This window comes from Streptomyces sp. NBC_00510 (genome assembly GCA_036013505.1).
Classification (GTDB): domain Bacteria; phylum Actinomycetota; class Actinomycetes; order Streptomycetales; family Streptomycetaceae; genus Actinacidiphila.
Genome location: CP107851.1, coordinates 5,295,925 through 5,313,091, shown reverse-complemented (window position 1 = coordinate 5,313,091; position 17,167 = coordinate 5,295,925). Strand labels below are relative to the sequence as shown.

At 72.8% G+C, this 17,167-nt stretch carries 17 protein-coding genes; 3 read left to right on the top strand and 14 right to left on the bottom strand.

Annotated features, from left to right (window positions below):
- Positions 1-29: 29 nt before the first annotated feature.
- The 4 genes from OG937_23965 to OG937_23950 form a co-directional block, all read right to left on the bottom strand.
- Complete coding sequence (locus tag OG937_23965) at positions 30-683, bottom strand: hypothetical protein (GenBank protein ID WUD74533.1); 654 nt, start codon at positions 681-683, stop codon at positions 30-32.
- Positions 684-740: 57 nt separating this feature from the next.
- Positions 741-1,427 carry a GntR family transcriptional regulator gene (locus tag OG937_23960; protein ID WUD74532.1) on the bottom strand — a complete coding sequence of 229 codons (687 nt, stop codon included), beginning with the start codon at positions 1,425-1,427 and terminating at the stop codon, positions 741-743.
- A 128-nt stretch (positions 1,428-1,555) separates the two neighbouring features.
- The gene (locus OG937_23955; GenBank protein ID WUD74531.1) at positions 1,556-2,914 is read right to left on the bottom strand and encodes an aspartate aminotransferase family protein; all 1,359 of its coding nucleotides are present in this window, start codon (positions 2,912-2,914) and stop codon (positions 1,556-1,558) included.
- A 100-nt stretch (positions 2,915-3,014) separates the two neighbouring features.
- Complete coding sequence (locus OG937_23950) at positions 3,015-4,298, bottom strand: adenylosuccinate synthase (protein WUD74530.1); 1,284 nt, start codon at positions 4,296-4,298, stop codon at positions 3,015-3,017.
- Between the two features lie 188 nt (positions 4,299-4,486).
- Between OG937_23950 and OG937_23945 the strand changes: the two genes are divergently transcribed.
- Entirely contained in the window at positions 4,487-5,275 is a 789-nt protein-coding gene (locus tag OG937_23945) for an acylglycerol kinase family protein (protein ID WUD78859.1), read from the top strand.
- A 4-nt stretch (positions 5,276-5,279) separates the two neighbouring features.
- Here OG937_23945 and OG937_23940 read toward each other — a convergent pair whose 3' ends face one another.
- The gene (locus tag OG937_23940) at positions 5,280-5,771 is read right to left on the bottom strand and encodes a MarR family transcriptional regulator (GenBank protein WUD74529.1); all 492 of its coding nucleotides are present in this window, start codon (positions 5,769-5,771) and stop codon (positions 5,280-5,282) included.
- Between the two features lie 71 nt (positions 5,772-5,842).
- Between OG937_23940 and OG937_23935 the strand changes: the two genes are divergently transcribed.
- A complete protein-coding gene (locus OG937_23935) occupies positions 5,843-6,784 on the top strand; it encodes an ABC transporter ATP-binding protein (protein ID WUD74528.1) in 942 nt (313 codons plus the stop codon).
- Positions 6,781-8,364 (top strand): ABC transporter permease, encoded by a 1,584-nt coding sequence (locus tag OG937_23930; GenBank protein ID WUD74527.1) that lies wholly within the window; start codon positions 6,781-6,783, stop codon positions 8,362-8,364. Before OG937_23935 ends, OG937_23930 begins: the two co-directional genes overlap by 4 nt.
- Before the next feature lie 52 nt (positions 8,365-8,416).
- On the opposite strand, the gene OG937_23925 is transcribed toward OG937_23930, so the two are convergent.
- The 9 genes from OG937_23925 to pyrE form a co-directional block, all read right to left on the bottom strand.
- A complete protein-coding gene (locus OG937_23925; GenBank protein WUD74526.1) occupies positions 8,417-9,634 on the bottom strand; it encodes a cytochrome P450 in 1,218 nt (405 codons plus the stop codon).
- A 24-nt stretch (positions 9,635-9,658) separates the two neighbouring features.
- Complete coding sequence (locus OG937_23920; protein ID WUD74525.1) at positions 9,659-10,327, bottom strand: response regulator transcription factor; 669 nt, start codon at positions 10,325-10,327, stop codon at positions 9,659-9,661.
- Complete coding sequence (locus OG937_23915) at positions 10,324-11,616, bottom strand: histidine kinase (GenBank protein WUD74524.1); 1,293 nt, start codon at positions 11,614-11,616, stop codon at positions 10,324-10,326. Before OG937_23915 ends, OG937_23920 begins: the two co-directional genes overlap by 4 nt.
- Positions 11,617-11,713: 97 nt before the next feature.
- Complete coding sequence (locus tag OG937_23910; protein WUD74523.1) at positions 11,714-12,658, bottom strand: alpha/beta hydrolase; 945 nt, start codon at positions 12,656-12,658, stop codon at positions 11,714-11,716.
- A 3-nt stretch (positions 12,659-12,661) separates the two neighbouring features.
- Positions 12,662-13,885 carry a kynureninase gene (gene kynU, locus OG937_23905; GenBank protein WUD74522.1) on the bottom strand — a complete coding sequence of 408 codons (1,224 nt, stop codon included), beginning with the start codon at positions 13,883-13,885 and terminating at the stop codon, positions 12,662-12,664.
- Complete coding sequence (locus OG937_23900) at positions 13,878-14,711, bottom strand: tryptophan 2,3-dioxygenase family protein (protein WUD74521.1); 834 nt, start codon at positions 14,709-14,711, stop codon at positions 13,878-13,880. Before OG937_23900 ends, kynU begins: the two co-directional genes overlap by 8 nt.
- Positions 14,712-14,917: 206 nt before the next feature.
- The gene (locus tag OG937_23895; protein ID WUD74520.1) at positions 14,918-15,331 is read right to left on the bottom strand and encodes a DUF3151 domain-containing protein; all 414 of its coding nucleotides are present in this window, start codon (positions 15,329-15,331) and stop codon (positions 14,918-14,920) included.
- Between the two features lie 74 nt (positions 15,332-15,405).
- The gene (gene fbaA / locus OG937_23890; GenBank protein ID WUD74519.1) at positions 15,406-16,428 is read right to left on the bottom strand and encodes a class II fructose-bisphosphate aldolase; all 1,023 of its coding nucleotides are present in this window, start codon (positions 16,426-16,428) and stop codon (positions 15,406-15,408) included.
- Positions 16,429-16,618: 190 nt separating this feature from the next.
- Positions 16,619-17,158, bottom strand: coding sequence for an orotate phosphoribosyltransferase (gene pyrE, locus OG937_23885; protein ID WUD74518.1), 540 nt, complete (start codon positions 17,156-17,158; stop codon positions 16,619-16,621).
- Between the last annotated feature and the right edge of the window lie 9 nt (positions 17,159-17,167).

Genomic DNA, 17,167 nt, shown 5'->3' with positions numbered 1-17,167 from the left:
CGCCGCCGGGGGGGCGCCCGCGCCCGGTGCTAACTGAAGACGATCATCGAGCCCTGCCCCAGCGCACGCGTCGCCGCCGCGTGCAGCCCCAGCCACACGTGGCGCTCCCGCGCGAAGGGGCTGCCGTCGTGGTGCTCCGGCGGGGCCGCCGGCTCCTCCAGCTCGGTGGGACCGGCCGGCGGCGCCGGGGCGGGCGGCGGGTTGTGCGGGTCGATGCCGATCACCGGGCCGACGAACTCGAGCTCGCGCAGCAGCCCGTGGGCGGAACCCAGGGGGCCGCCGGCATCGAGGAGTTCGTCGTTGACCAGCGGATGGGGGAAGTCGAGGGGGACGTAGCCGCCCGCGTGGTCGTAGTGCCAGACGAGGTGCGACTGCTGGGCGGTGGTCTCGAACATCTCCAGCAACTGCTCGTAGTCACCCCCGAGTTCGTCGACCGGGGTGACCGCGAGGCCCTGGATGTGGAGCAGGTACGCGCGGCGCAGGAAGTGCAGCGCGTCGTAGTCGAAGCCCGCGACCGGGGCCACGTCGCCGGACAGGCCCGGCATGTAGGAGTAGACGGGCACCGGCGGGAGACCGGCGTCGCTCAACGCCTTGTCATAGCGGGCGATCTCCTCGGCGAACGGGTTGTCGGGGCTGTGGCAGAGCACGTCCACCAGGGGAACCAGCCACAAGTCGCAGGCCACAGGCGCTCCAAGTCCTTCCGTGCGTGGTCGGACCAGCGTAGTGGGCGGCGGCCGTTCCTACCGGCCCGCGGCCAGTCGCCGCATGAGCGCGAGGGAGTGGTCGTTGAACTCCTCGACGACGCGCTGGGCCGTCTCCGTGTCCCGCTTCTCGATCGCGGTGACCAGGGCGACGTGGTCGGACCAGCACAGGCCCTCCAGGTCCGGCCGGCCGCGCAGGAAGGGCACCGCGTACACCCAGGTCTGGGTGCGGATCCGGTCGAGGAACTCCCCGACGTGGGCGTTCCCGGCCAGCGCCGTCAGCTCGCGCCAGAAGCGGATGTCGTAACCGATGAGGACGTCCAGCTCGCCGGCCCGGGAGGCACGCGCCGCGGCCTCGGCCCGGCGCCGTACGGAGGCCAGCTCCATGGGGTCGACCTCGCGCATGCCGCGCGCGGCGATGCGGCGGAAGATCCCCTCGACGACGAGGGTGCGCGCCTCGACCATGGAGCGGAACTCGGCGTCCGTGAAGCGCCGCACCTGGAAGCCGCGGTGGTGCTCGACGTCGAGCAGCCCCTGCGCCGCCAGGTCCACCAGGGCCTCGCGGACCGGGGTGGCGGACACGCCGTACAGCTCCGCGATCTCCTTGACCGTGAAGTGCCGCCCGGCCGTCATGCGCCCGGTGAGCACCTCGTCGCGGAGCGCGTCGGCTATCTGCTGCCGCAGACTGCTCCGTCGGACGGGTCCGCCCGCTGGGCCTTCCGGCATGCCGGTGCCTCCCTACAGATGTGGCGGTGCGCTTACGGCTCCGCCACACCTTATGCGAGGCCGGGCCGCGGGTGGTCCACACCTGTGGTGCGGACCACCCACGGTCCGCGGACACGCCCCGGGCGCGCTCAGCGCGTGTGCTCGTCGGCGACGGACAGCGCCGCGTCGAGGAGTGCCAGGCCCTCCTTGGCCTCGGCCTCGGTGATGTTGCAGGCCGGCACCACATGGGTGCGGTTCATGTTGACGAACGGCCACAGGCCGCTCTTCTTGCAGGCCGCCGCGAAGGCCGCCATGGGGGCGTTGGCCTCGCCCGCCGCGTTGTAGGGGACGAGCGGCTCGCGGGTCTCCCGGTCGCGCACCAGCTCCAGCGCCCAGAAGGCGCCCAGGCCCCGCACCTCGCCCACCGACGGGTGGCGCTCGGCGAGCTCCCGCAGGCCCGGACCGAGCACGTTCTCGCCGAGCGCGGCGGCGTGCGCGACGACGCCCTCGTCCTCCATCACCTGGATCGTGGCGACGGCGGCGGCGCAGGCCAGCGGGTGGCCGGAGTAGGTGAGGCCGCCGGGGTAGGGGCGGGTGGCGAAGGTCGCGGCGATCTCCTCGCTGATCGCGACACCGCCGAGCGGCACGTAGCCGGAGTTGACGCCCTTGGCGAAGGTGAGCAGGTCAGGGGTGACGTCGAACCGGTCGGCGGCGAACCAGCTGCCGGTGCGGCCGAAGCCGGCCATGACCTCGTCGAGGACGAAGACGATCCCGTACCGGTCGCAGATCTCGCGCACCCCGGCGAGGTAGCCGGGCGGCGGCACCATGATGCCCGCCGTGCCGGGCACCGTCTCCAGGACGATCGCCGCGACCGTCTGCGGGCCCTCGAAGACGATGGTGTCCTCGAGGTGCTGCAGCGCGCGGTCGCGCTCCTGCTCCTCGGTCTCCGAGTGGAACGGCGAACGGTAGAGGAACGGCGCCCAGAAGTGGACGACGCCGGCCGAACCGTTGTCGGAGGGCCAGCGGCGCGGGTCGCCGGTCAGGTTGATCGCGGCCGAGGTGGCGCCATGGTACGAGCGGTACGCGGACAGCACCTTGGGGCGGCCGGTGTGCAGCCGGGCGAGCCGTACCGCGTTCTCGACGGCCTCGGCGCCGCCGTTGGTGAAGAAGATCTTGTTCAGGTCGCCGGGCGTGCGCTCGGCGATCAGCCGGGCGGCCTCGGAGCGCGGCTCCACGGCGAAGGCGGGCGCGAAGGTGACGAGCTTGGCGGCCTGCTCCTGGATGGCGGCGACGACCGTGGGGTGCTGGTAACCGATGTTGGTGAACACCAGGCCGCTGGTGAAGTCCAGGTAGCGGTTGCCGTCGTAGTCCCAGAAGTACGCGCCCTCGGCCCCGGCGACCGGCAGCGGGTCGATCAGGCCTTGCGCGGACCAGGAGTGGAAGACGTGGGCGCGGTCGGCGGCCTTGACGGCGGCGCCGGTCCCGGGGTCGGCGAAAGGAGGGGTCATGCGCCCAGGCTAAGGAACGGCCCGGGCGCACGACATTGGCACCCTGTATGACGGTGGGCGCGCGCGCCGACAGGTTGTAGGGCCCGCGCGCCGCCGTCACTCAGAGGAACGAGTTGATCTCGATGGTCTCGGTGCGGCCGGGGCCGACGCCGATGGCCGAGATCGGGGCGCCGGACATCTCCTCCAGCGCCTTGACGTACGCCTGGGCGTTCTTCGGCAGGTCGGCGAAGGTCTTCGCCTTGCTGATGTCCTCGCTCCACCCGGGCAGGGTCTCGTAGACCGGCTTGGCGTGGTGGAAGTCCGTCTGGCTGTACGGCAGTTCCTCGACGCGCCTGCCGTCGATCTCGTAGGCGACGCAGACCGGGATCTGCTCCCAGCCGGTGAGCACGTCGAGCTTGGTGAGGAAGAAGTCGGTGAGGCCGTTGACCCGGGTCGCGTAGCGGGCGATCACCGCGTCGAACCAGCCGCAGCGACGGTCCCGGCCCGTGGTGACGCCGCGCTCGCCGCCGATGCGGCGCAGCGCCTCACCGTCGGCGTCGAACAGCTCGGTCGGGAACGGGCCGGCGCCCACGCGGGTGGTGTAGGCCTTGAGGATGCCGATCACCCGGTTGATCTTGGTGGGGCCGATGCCGGAACCGGTGCAGGCGCCGCCGGCCGTCGGGTTGGACGAGGTCACGAAGGGGTAAGTGCCGTGGTCGACGTCCAGCAGGGTGCCCTGACCGCCCTCGAGGAGGACGACCTTGCCCTCGTCGAGCGCGGTGTTGAGGACCAGCGTCGTGTCCGCGACGTAGTCCTTGATCTGCTCCGCGTAGCCCAGGTACTCCTCGACGACCTGGTCGATGCTGATGGCACGGCGGTTGAAGATCTTGATCAGGACCTGGTTCTTGTCGTGGAGCGCCGCCTCGGCCTTCTGACGGAGGATCGACTCGTCGAAGAGGTCCTGGACCCGGATGCCCACGCGGTTGATCTTGTCGGCGTAGGCGGGGCCGATGCCGCGGCCGGTGGTGCCGATCTTGCGCTTGCCGAGGAAGCGTTCCGTCACCTTGTCGAGCGTCTGGTGGTACGGCGTGATCAGGTGCGCGTTACCGCTGATGAGGAGCTTGGACGTATCGACCCCGCGCTCGTTCAGCCCGCTCAGCTCGGAGAGCAGGACCGCCGGGTCGACGACGACTCCGTTGCCGATGACCGGGGTGCACCCCGGTGACAGGATCCCGGAAGGCAGGAGGTGGAGCGCATACTTCTGGTCGCCGACGACGACCGTGTGGCCGGCGTTGTTGCCGCCCTGGTAGCGCACCACGTAGTCCACGGAGCCACCGAGCAGGTCGGTGGCCTTTCCCTTGCCCTCATCACCCCACTGAGCACCGAGCAGCACAAGTGCGGGCACAGGCGTACACCCCTTCCGGGCGGGGCATGTCCAACGTGGCTCCCCATGGCGGGGAGAGCCGTCGGACCGGTGCCCCGGAAATAGACGAAGCCCCTGGCGCAAGGCAGCGCAAGGGGCTCTTGCACCGAGATGTTACCTGAGGAAGGACCAAGGTGTCGGCTCAGCGACCGTCCGGGCAGCCCCTGCTCGTGGTCATCGACCCCGCTGCCCGCGTCATGGACGGCGAATCCGTACGCATCGCGAAGGACGTGCTGTGCGGGGGAGCCCCCTCCGTCAAGATCGCCCTTCCGGAGTCCGAGGAGGAGGCCGTCCGGGTGCTGGAGCACCGGGGCCGGCGGCGCCCGGTGGTCGTGGGTGACGATGCGGCGCTGCTGCGCACGGTACGGGCGCTGCACTCGGCCCGGGGACTGGGCGAGGCGGTCGTCGGTCTGGTGCCGGTGGGGCGGCGGACCGGCCTGGCGCGGGCGCTCGGCGTACCGGGCGGTGCGGTGAGCGCGGCGCGCGCGGTGCTGGACGGGGCGGAGCGCGAGCTCGACCTGCTGCTCGACGACAGCGGCGGCATCGTGCTGGGCGCGCTGCGCATCGGCTCGGCGGCACCCGCCTGGTGGACGCCGGTGGAGCGCCGGGCCCGCTCGCTGGCCCGCACACTGAGCCTGAACGGCCACACCGCGCACCTGGGGCTGGGGATGCGCGGCGGGCAGCGGCTGCGGATCGAGGCGGACGGGGTGGTCCTGGCCGACCTGGACGACTGCGTCGAGGAGGTGTCGGTCTCCACGGCGGTGCCCGGCCTCGCCGAAGTGCTGGTCCGCAGGGAGGGCGGGGCGCCCGCGGGGCCGGTGCACGCCCGGAGCGTCACCGTCTCCGGACGGGACTTCCGCTACACGGCCGACACCGCGCCGGCCGGCCCGGTCCGGCGCCGCACCTGGACGGTGATGCCCGCGGCCTGGCGGCTGACGGTCCCGCGGTCCGCCTACTAGAGGGTCACAGGACGCCCTGTTCGCGCAGCTCCGCCTTGCGGTCGCGCCAGCGGTCCATCATGTCCACCAGTTCCTTCTGCAGGAAGTCGAAGAAGGCCGCGGTCTCCGCGAGCCGCTGTCCGGCGGCGGTGTCCGGGCCGAGGGCGTCCATGCCGGACCGCAGGGTGTTCTCCCAGCGGGCGAGGACCTGGTCGCGGCGGGTGAAGGTCTCGTACCACTGGTCGCTGTGCACCCGGTAGCGCTCCCGCCGTGAGCCCGGCTCCCGCTCGCGGGTGAGCATGCCGACCTGCGCCAGGTAGCGGACCGCGCCGGACACGGCGGCCGGGCTGGCCTGGAGCCGTCCGGACAGCTCGGCGGCGCTCAGCACGCCGGTCTCCGAGGCGAGGAGCGCGGCGAACACCCGCGCCGCCATGCGCTGCATGCCCGCCTCGACGAGCTCCGCCGCGAAGCGCTCGACGAACGTCATCGGCTCCAAGGACTCTTCAGCCACCGCCATCGCCTCCTGTCCCGAAGTTTATACACTTCCTTAACTTCACAAATTTGTGAATCTACTGTACGTTCAGAATCATGACGAAGGCAATCAGTGTGGCCGGACTGCACAGGTCCTTCGGCCGCACGCACGCACTGGACGGCCTCGACCTGACCGTCGAGAAGGGTGAGGTGCACGGCTTCCTGGGGCCCAACGGCGCCGGCAAGTCCACCACCATCCGCATCCTGCTCGGCCTGCTGCGCGCGGACGGAGGGGCCGCCCAGCTGCTCGGCGGCGACCCGTGGCGCGACGCCGTCACCCTGCACCGGCGCCTGGCGTACGTCCCGGGTGACGTCACCCTCTGGCGCAACCTCAGCGGGGGCGAGGTCATCGACCTGCTGGGGCGGCTGCGCGGCGGGCTGGACGAGGCACGCAGGCGGCAACTGCTGGAGCGCTTCGAGCTGGACCCGACGAAGAAGGGCCGCGCGTACTCCAAGGGCAACCGGCAGAAGGTGGCGCTCGTCGCCGCGTTCGCCTCCGACGTGGACCTGCTGATACTCGACGAGCCCACCTCCGGCCTCGACCCGCTGATGGAGGAGGTCTTCCGGGACTGCGTCCGCGAGGAACGCGACCGCGGCCGGACGGTGCTGCTGTCCAGTCACATCCTCAGCGAGGTCGAGGCCCTGTGCGACCGGGTCAGCATCATCCGGGGCGGGCGCACGGTGGAGACCGGGAGCCTGACCGAACTGCGGCACCTCACCCGCACCTCGGTCACCGCGGAGCTGGCCGGCCGGCCGAACGGCCTCGGCCAACTGCCCGGCGTGCACGACCTCGACGTGCGCGGCAGCCACGTCCGGCTCCAGGTCGACACCGACAAGCTCGGCGCCGTGCTGAAACAGCTGAGCGAGACGGGCGTGCGCAGCCTGACGAGCACGCCGCCCACGCTGGAGGAGCTGTTCCTGCGGCACTACGAAGACAGCCCGGCCGGCACCACCGGCACCACCGGCGCCGTCGCGGCCGACGCGGAGGCCCGACGATGAACGCGCTCACCGGGACGGGCACGCTCACCCGGCTCGCGCTGCGCAGGGACCGCGTCATGATCCCGGCGTGGGTCGTGCCGATCGCCCTGCTGGTCGCGTCCACCGCCTCGGCCTTCGACGGCCTCTACGACACCCCGGCGGAACGCGCCGGGGTCGCGGCGAGCACGGCGGGCAACGGCTCGCTGCGCGCCCTGTACGGGCCGGTGTTCGACACGAGCATCGGCGGCCTGACGGCCTGGCGCATGATGGCCTTCGGCGCGGCGCTGGCCGGACTGATGGCGATGCTGCTGGTCGTCCGGCACACCCGGGAGGAAGAGGAGGCCGGCCGGCTGGAACTGGTCGGGGCGGGCGCCGTCGGCCGACGGGCGCCGCTGGCCGCCGCCCTGGTCACCGGCTTCGGGGCCTCGCTGCTCCTCGGACTGCTCGTCACCGGGGCCCTGCTCGGGCAGGGCGCGCGGGGCGCGATGGCCTTCGGGATCGCCTTCGCCGGCGCGGGATGCTCCTTCGCCGCGGTCGCGGCCGTCGCGGCGCAACTGACGGAGAGCGCGCGTGCGGCGCGGGGCATCGCGGGCGCGGTCCTGGGCCTCGCCTTCCTGATACGTGCCGTCGGCGACGCCGGCAGCGGCACCCTGAGCTGGCTCTCGCCGCTGGGCTGGGCCGAGAACATACGCCCCTACGCGGACGAACGCTGGTGGGTGGCCGCCCTGTTCGCGGCCTGGGCCGCCGGTCTCGTCGCCGTCGCGTACGCCCTGGTGGCGCGGCGTGACATCGACGCCTCCCTGCTGCCGTCCCGTCCCGGCCCGGCCACCGCCGGTCCCCGACTGCGTTCCGCCCAGGCCCTGGCCTGGCGGCTGCAGCGCGGCTCCTTGTGGGGGTGGACGGCGGGCTTCGCCGTGGGCGGCGGCGCGCTCGGCGGCCTCGCCAACGGAGCGGCCGACCTCGTCCGGGACAACGAGCAGCTCGCCGACGTCATGCGTGACATGGGCGGCGCCTCCGGGCTGGTCGACTCCTACCTCGCCTCCATGACCGGGGTGATGGGGATGATCGCCGCGATCTACGCCGTCCAGGCCGTGCTCCGGCTCCAGGGCGAGGAGAACTCCGGCCGCGCCGAGCCCGTCCTCGCCACGGCCGTGGGCCGGGTGCGCTGGGCCGCGGGCCACGCGCTGCTCGCCTTCGCCGGTTCCGTGCTCCTCATGGCCGTCTCCGGCCTCACCATGGGAATCGGTTACGGGGCGACGGCCGGTGACACAGGCGGCCAGATGTGGCGGCTGGCGGGGGCGGGCCTGGTGCAGCTGCCCGCGGTCTGGTGCGTGGCCGCGGTGGCGCTGCTGCTGTACGGCGCGGCACCGAAGGCGGCACGGGCGAGCTGGGGGGTGGCGTCGCTGACGCTCGCCATCGGGCTCTACGGACCCGCGCTGGGGCTCTCGCCCCGGGTGATGGACCTGTCCGTCTTCACGCACCTGCCGAAGGTGCCGTCGGCGGACGTCACCGTGACCCCGCTGGCGGTGCTCACCGTGCTGGCCCTCGCGCTCGCCGCCCTCGGGCTCGCGGCGCTGCGCCGCCGCGACATCACGGCGTGAGCCGCGGGACCCGGCCACCAGGCCGGGTCCCGCAGCGACCGGAGGACAGGTCCTAACAGGTGACGCGCAGTTCGCGCAGACCGCGGATGACGTAGCCCTCGTTCCAGGCGGGCTCCGCCGCGAGCTCCAGCCGCGGGGCGCGGCGCAGCAGCGCCGTGAAGGACGCGGCGAGTTCGATGCGGGCCAGCGGCGCGCCGAGGCAGTAGTGGATGCCGGCGCCGAAGGTGATGTGCGGGTTGTCGGCGCGGGAGAGGTCCAGCCGGTCGGGGTCGGGGAAGCGCTCCGGGTCGCGGTTGGCGGAGCCGAAGAGCAGCGCCACCTCGCTGCCGCGCGGGATCACCGTGCCGCCCACCTCGATGTCGTCCAGCACCCAGCGCTCGAACATCTGCAGCGGGGTGTCGAAGCGCAGCAGCTCCTCGATCGCCGTCGGCAGCAGCTCCTCCCGTGCCGCGCGCAGCTCCGCCAGCTGCTCGGGGTGCCGGAAGAGCGTCCACCAGCCGTTGCCGGTGGTGTTGACGGTCGCCTCGTGGCCCGCGTTCAGCAGCAGCACGCAGGTGGAGACCATCTCCTGCTCGGTGAGCCGGTCGCCCTCGTCGTGCGCGGCGATCAGCGCGCTGATCAGGTCCTCGCCGGGCGCCTTGCGGCGTTCGGCGATCAGCTCGCGCAGGTAGGCGGAGAACTCCTCGCTCGCGCGGACCGCCCGGCGCGCGGCCTCCTCGGAGGGGTTGAGCTCGAACATCCCGACGATGTCGGCCGACCAGGGCCGCAGCAGATGCCGGTCCGCGGCCGGTATCCCCAGCATCTCGGCGATGACGGCCACCGGCAGCGGTTCCGCGACCGTGGCGATGAGGTCGCCGCCGCCCTCCGCGACCAGCCGCTCCACCAGCTCCCCGGCGAGCCGCTGCACGGTCGGCGTGAGCCGCTCGACCGTGCGCGGGGTGAACGCCTTGGAGACCAGCCGCCGGATGCGGGTGTGGTCGGGGGCCTCCAGGTCGAGCAGGCCGTTGCCGTTGAGCGTGGTGAAGGGCTCGTGCTCCGGCGGCGGCGCGGTGCGGCCGAACTCCTCGTGGGTGAAGCGGTGCAGGTACGTCCGCCCGAGCCGCCGGTCCCGCAGCAGCGCGCTGACGTCCGCGAAGTGCGGGATGAGCCACTGCCGGCTCGGCTCGAACCAGTGGGCGCGCCCCTCCGCGCGCAGCCGGGCGTACGCGGGGTAGGGGTCGGCGACGAACTGCGGCGACCAGGGATCGAAGGCGGTGGCAGTGCTGCTCATGTGCGGAGACTACCCTCCGCCCGTTCAGCCGCCCGGGGTGACCAGCCGCGCCTCGTACGCGAAGACCGCCGCCTGGGTCCGGTCGCGCAGCCCCAGCTTCACCAGGACCCGGCTCACGTGCGTCTTGACCGTCGACTCGGCGACCACCAGATGGTCGGCGATCTCCGCGTTCGACAGTCCCTGGGCGACCAGCACGAGCACCTCGGTCTCGCGCTCGGTGAGCTCCCCGACCCGGTCCTGGGCGGGCGGCCGGGGGGTGCCCAGCCGGTTGAACTCGGTGATCAGCCGCTTGGTGATCGCCGGGGCCAGCAGCGCGTCGCCGGCCGCCACGATCCGCACGCCGTCCGCGAGCTGACGGGCCGAGGCGTCCTTGAGCAGGAAGCCGGAGGCGCCCGCGCGCAGCGCCTGGTAGACGTACTCGTCCAGGTCGAAGGTGGTCAGCACGAGCACCTTCGCGTCGGCGTCCGCGGCGACGATCTCGCGGGTGGCCTCCAGGCCGTTGAGCTCGGGCATCCGGATGTCCATCAGCACGACGTCCGGCCGCAGCGCCGCCACCTGCTCGATCGCCTGCCGTCCGTCGACGGCCTCGCCGACGACCTCGATGTCCGGCTGGGCGCCCAGCAGCACCGAGAAGCCCTCGCGGACCATCATCTGGTCGTCCGCGATCAGCACCCGGATGGTGTTCCCGGTCATGCACGCTCCCCGGGGACCGGGATGAACACGGAGACCTCGTAGCCGCCGTCCTCGGTTGGCCCGTCGGTCATCTCGCCGCTCAGCATCGCCACCCGCTCCCGCATGCCGGCTATGCCGTGTCCCGCTCCGGGTGACGGTTTCACCAGGCCGCGCGGCGGGCCGTTGACGACGCGCAGCCCGAGCCCGCCGAGGACGTAACTCACCTCGACCCGGGCGGCGGCGCCCGGCGCGTGCCGCAGGCTGTTGCTCAGCGCCTCCTGGATGATCCGGTACGCCGACAGCTCCACTCCCTGCGGCAGCTCGCGCACCGCGCCGGTCACCGTCCGCTCCACCTCCAGCCCCGCCTCGCGCACGTTGGCCACGAGCCGGTCCAGGTCGGCGAGGGTCGGCTGCGGCGCGTCGGGGGCCTGGTAGTCCTCGGCACGTACGACCCCGAGGACGCGGCGCAGCTCGGTCAGGGCGATGACGGCGTTCTCGCGGATGATCGAGAAGCTCTTGGTCAGTTCCTCGGGCGGGTCCTCCACCCGGTACGGCGCGGCCTCCGCCTGGATCGCGATCACGGACATGTGGTGGGCGACGACGTCGTGCAGCTCACGGGCGATGGTCGTGCGCTCCTCCAGCAGCGTGCGCCGGGTCCGCTCGACCTCGGTCACGGCGACCTGGGCGGCGACCTCCTGCCGGGACTGGCGCAGCCCGCGCACCGCCGACACGACGGACAGCACGACCGCGGAGAGGAAGATCATGATGAACGGGTCCGACCCGTACCCGCTCGACAGCCCCTGGAAGGCCAGCGCCAGAGCGGCGGTCAGCAGCCACATCTCGGCGGCCACCCGCGCCCTGGTGCGCGCCGCCACCACGCCCAGCACCGTCAGGTGCGAGACGAAGCCGGCGTCCGTCCACGGATACGTGGAGGACCAGCCGGAGCTGAACACCCCGGTGAGCACCGCGGCACCGACGGACAGCCACCACGCGCCGATCGGCCGGAACATCGTGGTGAGCAGGGGCACACCGGCCAGCAGGGCCAGCACGAAGCCGCCCGGCCCGCCCGCGCTCTCCGTCGAGACGAACATCAGGAAGACCGTGAAGCAGGTCAGCGCCGCGTGCGGCATCCAGCGCCCGTACCCCCGGAGCCTGCGCGGCACCACGGCGAGCAGCGGGTGCCCTTCGCGCAGCGGTGCCATCGGCCGGAAGGCGAAGCCGTCGGTGATCAGGTCGTGCCGCAGCCCGCTGAGGGCGCCGCGGGCCATGCGGAGCTCGGTCCGCAGCGAGGTCTGGCTTGTCTCGGTCACGCTCTCACGGTAGGCAATCCGCGTGTCGCCGTCGTCACCTGCGAAGACGATGTGGCGGCGTCATCCTCAAGTAGGACCTCCCGCAGGAGGACGCGCCTCACCAGGCGAGCTGGGCGATCTCCTCGGCGACCACGGCCGCCGCGTCCGCCGCCGGGTCGATCACCGGGAAGTGGCCCACGCCCGCCAGCAAGGTCAGCTGGACCTCCTCCCCCGCCTTCGCCGATGCCGCCGCGAAGGCCTCCGCGACCTGCGGCGGTACGACCTCGTCACGGTCGCCGTGCACGACGGTCACGGGGATGCCGGTGGGCAGCAGCGCGGCCGGGTCGGTCTCCGCGCGGCGCTCGGCGAGCAGTTCGGGCCCGCCCAGCAGTTCGGCGACCGCCCCGGAGCACACGTCGCGCTCCACGGCGGCCTCGAAGTCGGCGATGGGCGCGAGCGCCACGACGCCGCGCAGCGTGGGCGCGCCGGGGCGGTGCCAGCGCGACCCGGCCGGCAGCACGTGCCGGGCGGCCGCCCACAGCGCGAGGTGGCCGCCGGCCGAGTGACCGGTGAGCACGATCCGCCGGACGTCGACGGTGTCCTCGCCCAGGGCGGCCACGGCCAGCGCCGCGACGGCGTCGGTGGCGGCCGCCACGTCGTCGAAGGTGTCCGGCCAGCGGCCCGCGACCGTACCGCCGTTGCCCCGGCGGTACTCCACCGAGGCCACCGCGAAGCCGTGCCGGGCGAGCAGGTCCGCGAGCGGTGAGACGTGCGTCCTGTCGTACGGCGCCCGCCAGGCGCCGCCGTGCAGCAGCACGACCAGCGGCCCCGGCCGTGTGCCGCCCGCTCCGGGCCGCGGACGGTAGAAGTCCACGACCTGGTCCGGGTGGTCGCCGTAGGCGGCCGTGGCGTCCGGGGGGACGGGGGCGTGCGAGAACGCGGACGACTCCTCGGCCGCGGCCCGCTCCGCGGGGTCCCGCGGAGCGGACCGGGGCCCCACCGCGTCGGCGCGGCCGTCGGCGCCTGCCGGAATGGTGTCGCTCGACGAGGTGGGATCGGACATGCGTTACCGCGTCCCTTCCAGGACCTGGGCCAGCACCCGCGCCGCCCGCTCGGCGTCCGCGAAGCGTGTGTACAGCGGGGTGAATCCGAAGCGGAGGATATCCGGCTCGCGGAAGTCGCCGACGACGCCCCTGGCGATCAGCTCCCCCATCACCGCGCCCGCGCCGGAACAGCGCAGCGCGACCTGGCTGCCCCGCTCGGCGTGCGCGGCCGGGGTGACCGACCGTACGGCGCCTTCCGGCACGTACGCCGCGACGCACTCCAGGAAGAAGTCGGTGAGGGCGAGGCTCTTGGCCCGCACGGCGTCCAGGGACACGCCGTCCCAGACGTCGAGGGCCGTGTCCAGCGCCAGCAGCGACAGGATCTCCGGGGTTCCGACCCGGCCGCGGACGCTGCCGTCGGCGGGCCGGTAGGCGGCCTCCATCGCGAACGGGTCGCGGTGGGAGTTCCAGCCGGGGAGCGGGGAGTCGAAGCGCGGCTGCAGGTCACGGCGGACGTACAGGTACGCTGGCGCGCCGGGGCCGCCGTTGAGGTACTTGTACGTGCAGCCGACGGCCAGGTCCACGCCGTGCTCGTCCAGGCCGACCGGCAGGGCCCCGGCCGTGTGGCACAGGTCCCAGACCACCAGGGCGCCGGCCGCGTGCACGGCGGCGGTGGTGGCCGGCAGGTCGTGCAGCCGGCCGGTGCGGTAGTCCACGTGGTTGACCAGCGCGACGGCGGTGCGCGGGCCCGCCGCGGCGGCGACCTCCGCGGCGTCGACCGCGCGGATCGCGCACCCGGTCATACGGGCGGCGGACTCCGCGATGTACCCGTCCGTGGGGAAGGTGGCGGCGTCGACCAGCACCTCGTCACGGGCGGGATCGGTCTGCTGGGCCATCCGGACGGCGCCGACCACGGCCTTGAAGACGTTGACGCTGGTGGAGTCGCCGGCCACGACCTGGCCGGGGGCGGCGCCTATGAGCGCGCCGATGCGGTCGCCGATCCGCTCCGGTGCCGTCCACCAGCCGCTCTCGGTCCAGGAGCGGATGCGCAACTGCCCCCACTCGCGCGCGACCACGTCCGCCATCCGGTCCTGCACCCCGGCGGGCAGTGCGCCCAGCGAGTTGCCGTCCAGGTAGATCACGTCGTCCAGCACGAAACGGTCGCGGAGCTTGGCCAGCTCGTCGGCGGTGTCGAGGCGGGCGGCCCGCGCCGCCGGGGACTCGGTGGGCTTCATCGCGTCAGACATGGCTGCGGGCCGTCCAGAGCTCGGGGAACACGTTCTTGGTCGCGCGCTTCTCCAGCCAGGAGACCCCGGCGGAGCCTCCGGTGCCGGTCTTGGCGCCCATCGCGCGGCGGGTCGCCACCAGGTGGTCGTTGCGCCAGCGCCACACCAGCTCGGCCACCTCGGTCAGCGCCTCGCCCAGCCGGACGAGTTCGCCCTCCTGGTCACCGGAGTAGACGGCCTGCCAGGCCCGCTCGACGGCCGGGTCGGCCTCGTAGCGCTGCGAGAGGTCGTCGCGCTGCGGGACGTCGTGGCCGCGGCGGGCCAGCAGCCGCAGCACCTCGTCGTAGAGGCTGGGTTCGTGCAGCGCCTTCTGCAGCTCGTCGTGCACCCGCGGCGCGCCGCGGTGCGGGACCAGCATCGACGCGGACTTCTCGCCGAGCAGGAACTCCATGCGCCGGTACATCGCCGACTGGAAGCCCGAGCCCTCGCCGAGGGCGGCGCGGTAGGCGTTGAACTGCGCCGGGGTGAGGTGGGCGATCGGCTCCCACGAGGCGTTGAGCGACTGCAGTTCGTAGGTGCTGCGCTTGAGCGCGGCCAGCGCGGTGGGCAGGTCGTCGGCCGCGAGCGCACGGGAGGCGGTCTCCCACTCGTGCACGATGACGGTGAACCACAGCTCCATGACCTGGGTGGTCACCAGGAAGACCATTTCGCCGGGGTCGTCGGAGCGGGGGTGCTGCAGATGGGTGAGGACGTCGGCCTGGACGTAGTCCTCGTACGGGGTGGTCCCTTCGAAGTCCAGGTTCGGGGCCTCGGGGGCCGCCTGGGAAACGTCGGGGCGGTGGGACATCGGTGTCTCCGTGGATACGAGCTACCGGGTAGCGGTCTGTCCCGCGCGCCGTCGCGGCGGGACCCCGGTCCCCTCGGGCCCGCGCTCTACCGGCGCCGGGCCCAACGGGCATCATGCGTGGTCACAGCACGCTACGGCAAGACCTGCCCGGCGCGCGCGCCGGACAGGTCGGGGGTGGATGCCGTGGTCAGCGGCGGGGCGGTGGCTCAGCCGAGGGTGTCGGCGGCGGTCTGGGAGGAGTCCCGCAGGAAGGTGCTGCAGCGCTCGTACTCCTCCTGCTCGCCGATCGCCTGGGCGGCGCGCGCCAGGGCGTGCAGGGCCCGCAGGAAGCCGCGGTTGGGCTCGTGCTCCCAGGGCACCGGGCCGTGGCCCTTCCAGCCGTTGCGGCGCAGCGCGTCCAGGCCTCGGTGGTAACCGGTGCGGGCGTAGGCGTACGACTCGACGACCCGGCCGCCCTCGAAGGCGTCGTCCGCGAGCTGCGCCCAGGCCAGGGAGGACACCGGGTACTTGGCGGCGACCTCGGAGGGGGCCGCTCCCGAGGCGAGCAGCTCGCGCGGCTCGGGGTCGTCGGGCAGGTTCGTCGGGGGCGGTCCCCCGAGCAGGTTCTCGTGAATGGCCATGGGTTCCAGTATGGCCGGGGCCCGGCCCTCCGCGTGGAAGGGCCAGGCCCGGTGCGTACCGCCGTGCGGGGCGGTTACTTGAGCTTGGTGCCGGCGGAGCGCAGGTCCTGGCAGGCCTCGAGGACGCGGGCGGCCATGCCGGCCTCGGCCAGCTTGCCCCAGCTGCGCGGGTCGTAGGTCTTCTTGTCGCCGACCTCGCCGTCGATCTTCAGCACACCGTCGTAGTTGCGGAGCACGTGGTCCGCGACCGGGCGGGTGAAGGCGTACTGCGTGTCGGTGTCGATGTTCATCTTGACCACGCCGTTCTCCAGCGCGGTGGCGATCTCCTCCTTGGTGGAGCCGGAGCCGCCGTGGAAGACGAAGTTGAACGGGTCCTGCTTGCCGAACTTGGCGGCCACACCCTCCGCGAGCTCCTTCAGCAGCTCGGGACGGAGCACGACGTTGCCCGGCTTGTAGACGCCGTGGACGTTGCCGAAGGAGGCGGCGAGCAGGTACCGGCCCTTCTCGCCCAGGCCCAGCGCCTCGGCGGTGCGGATGGCGTCCTCGACCGTGGTGTACAGCTTGTCGTTGATCTCGTGGGTGACGCCGTCCTCCTCGCCGCCGGTGGGGGTGATCTCCACCTCGAGGATGATCTTCGCCTTGACGGCCTCGGCCAGCAGCTCCTGGGCGATGGCGAGGTTGTGGTCGAGGGTCTCGGCGGAGCCGTCCCACATGTGCGACTGGAACAGCGGGTTGCGGCCGGCCGCCACGCGCTCCTGGGAGACCGCCAGCAGCGGGCGCACGTAGCCGTCCAGCTTGTCCTTCGGGCAGTGGTCGGTGTGCAGCGCGATGTTGACGGGGTACTTCTCGGCGACGACGTGCGCGAACTCGGCCAGCGCCACCGAACCGGTGACCATGTCCTTCTTGTACTGGCCACCGAGGAACTCGGCGCCGCCCGTCGAGATCTGGACGATGCCGTCGCTCTCCGCCTCCGCGAAGCCGCGCAGCGCGGCGTGCAGGGTCTGGGTCGAGGTCACGTTGATGGCCGGGTAGGCGAACTTGCCGGCCTTCGCCCGGTCGAGCATCTCGTTGTAGATCTCGGGGGTTGCGATGGGCATCTGTCCGCTCCTTGTGATGTGCGGGTTGTTCGGTGAGTGACCCTGACCTGGGATCGACGTCATCGTCGCCCCCATCTTGGCAGACTTGCGCGAGAGCTCCACACACTGCGCAGCACGGACATACCTCAGGGGTGAAGGGTTTCACGTGAAACCCTTCACCCCTGAGGGAAAGCGCAGGTCAGACGGCCAATCAGCCCAGGCCGAGATCGTCCAGACCGAAGGCGCGGACGTACGGGAGACCGGCCTCCGCGATGGCCCCGGCGGCGCCCCGCTCGACGATCACGGCGACGGCCACGACCTCGGCGCCGGCCTCGCGCGCGGCCTCCACCGCGGTCAGCGGCGAGCCGCCGGTGGTCGAGGTGTCCTCGACCACCAGCACCCGGCGGCCCTTGATGTCCGGCCCCTCGATGCGGCGCTGCATGCCGTGCGCCTTCTGCGCCTTGCGCACCACGAAGGCGTCCAGCCGGCGGCCGCGGGCCGCGGCGGCGTGCAGCATCGAGGTGGCGACCGGGTCGGCGCCGAGGGTGAGGCCGCCGACGGCGTCGAAGTCCAGGTCGGCGGTGGCGTCGAGCATCACCTGACCCACCAGCGGAGCGGCTTCGGCGTCCAGCGTGATCCGGCGCAGGTCGATGTAGTAGTCGGCCTCGAGACCCGAGGAGAGGGTCACCTTGCCGTGCACCACGGCCTTGTCCTTGATCTGCTGCAGCAGGGCATCACGCGCGTCGCTCATGGCCACGAG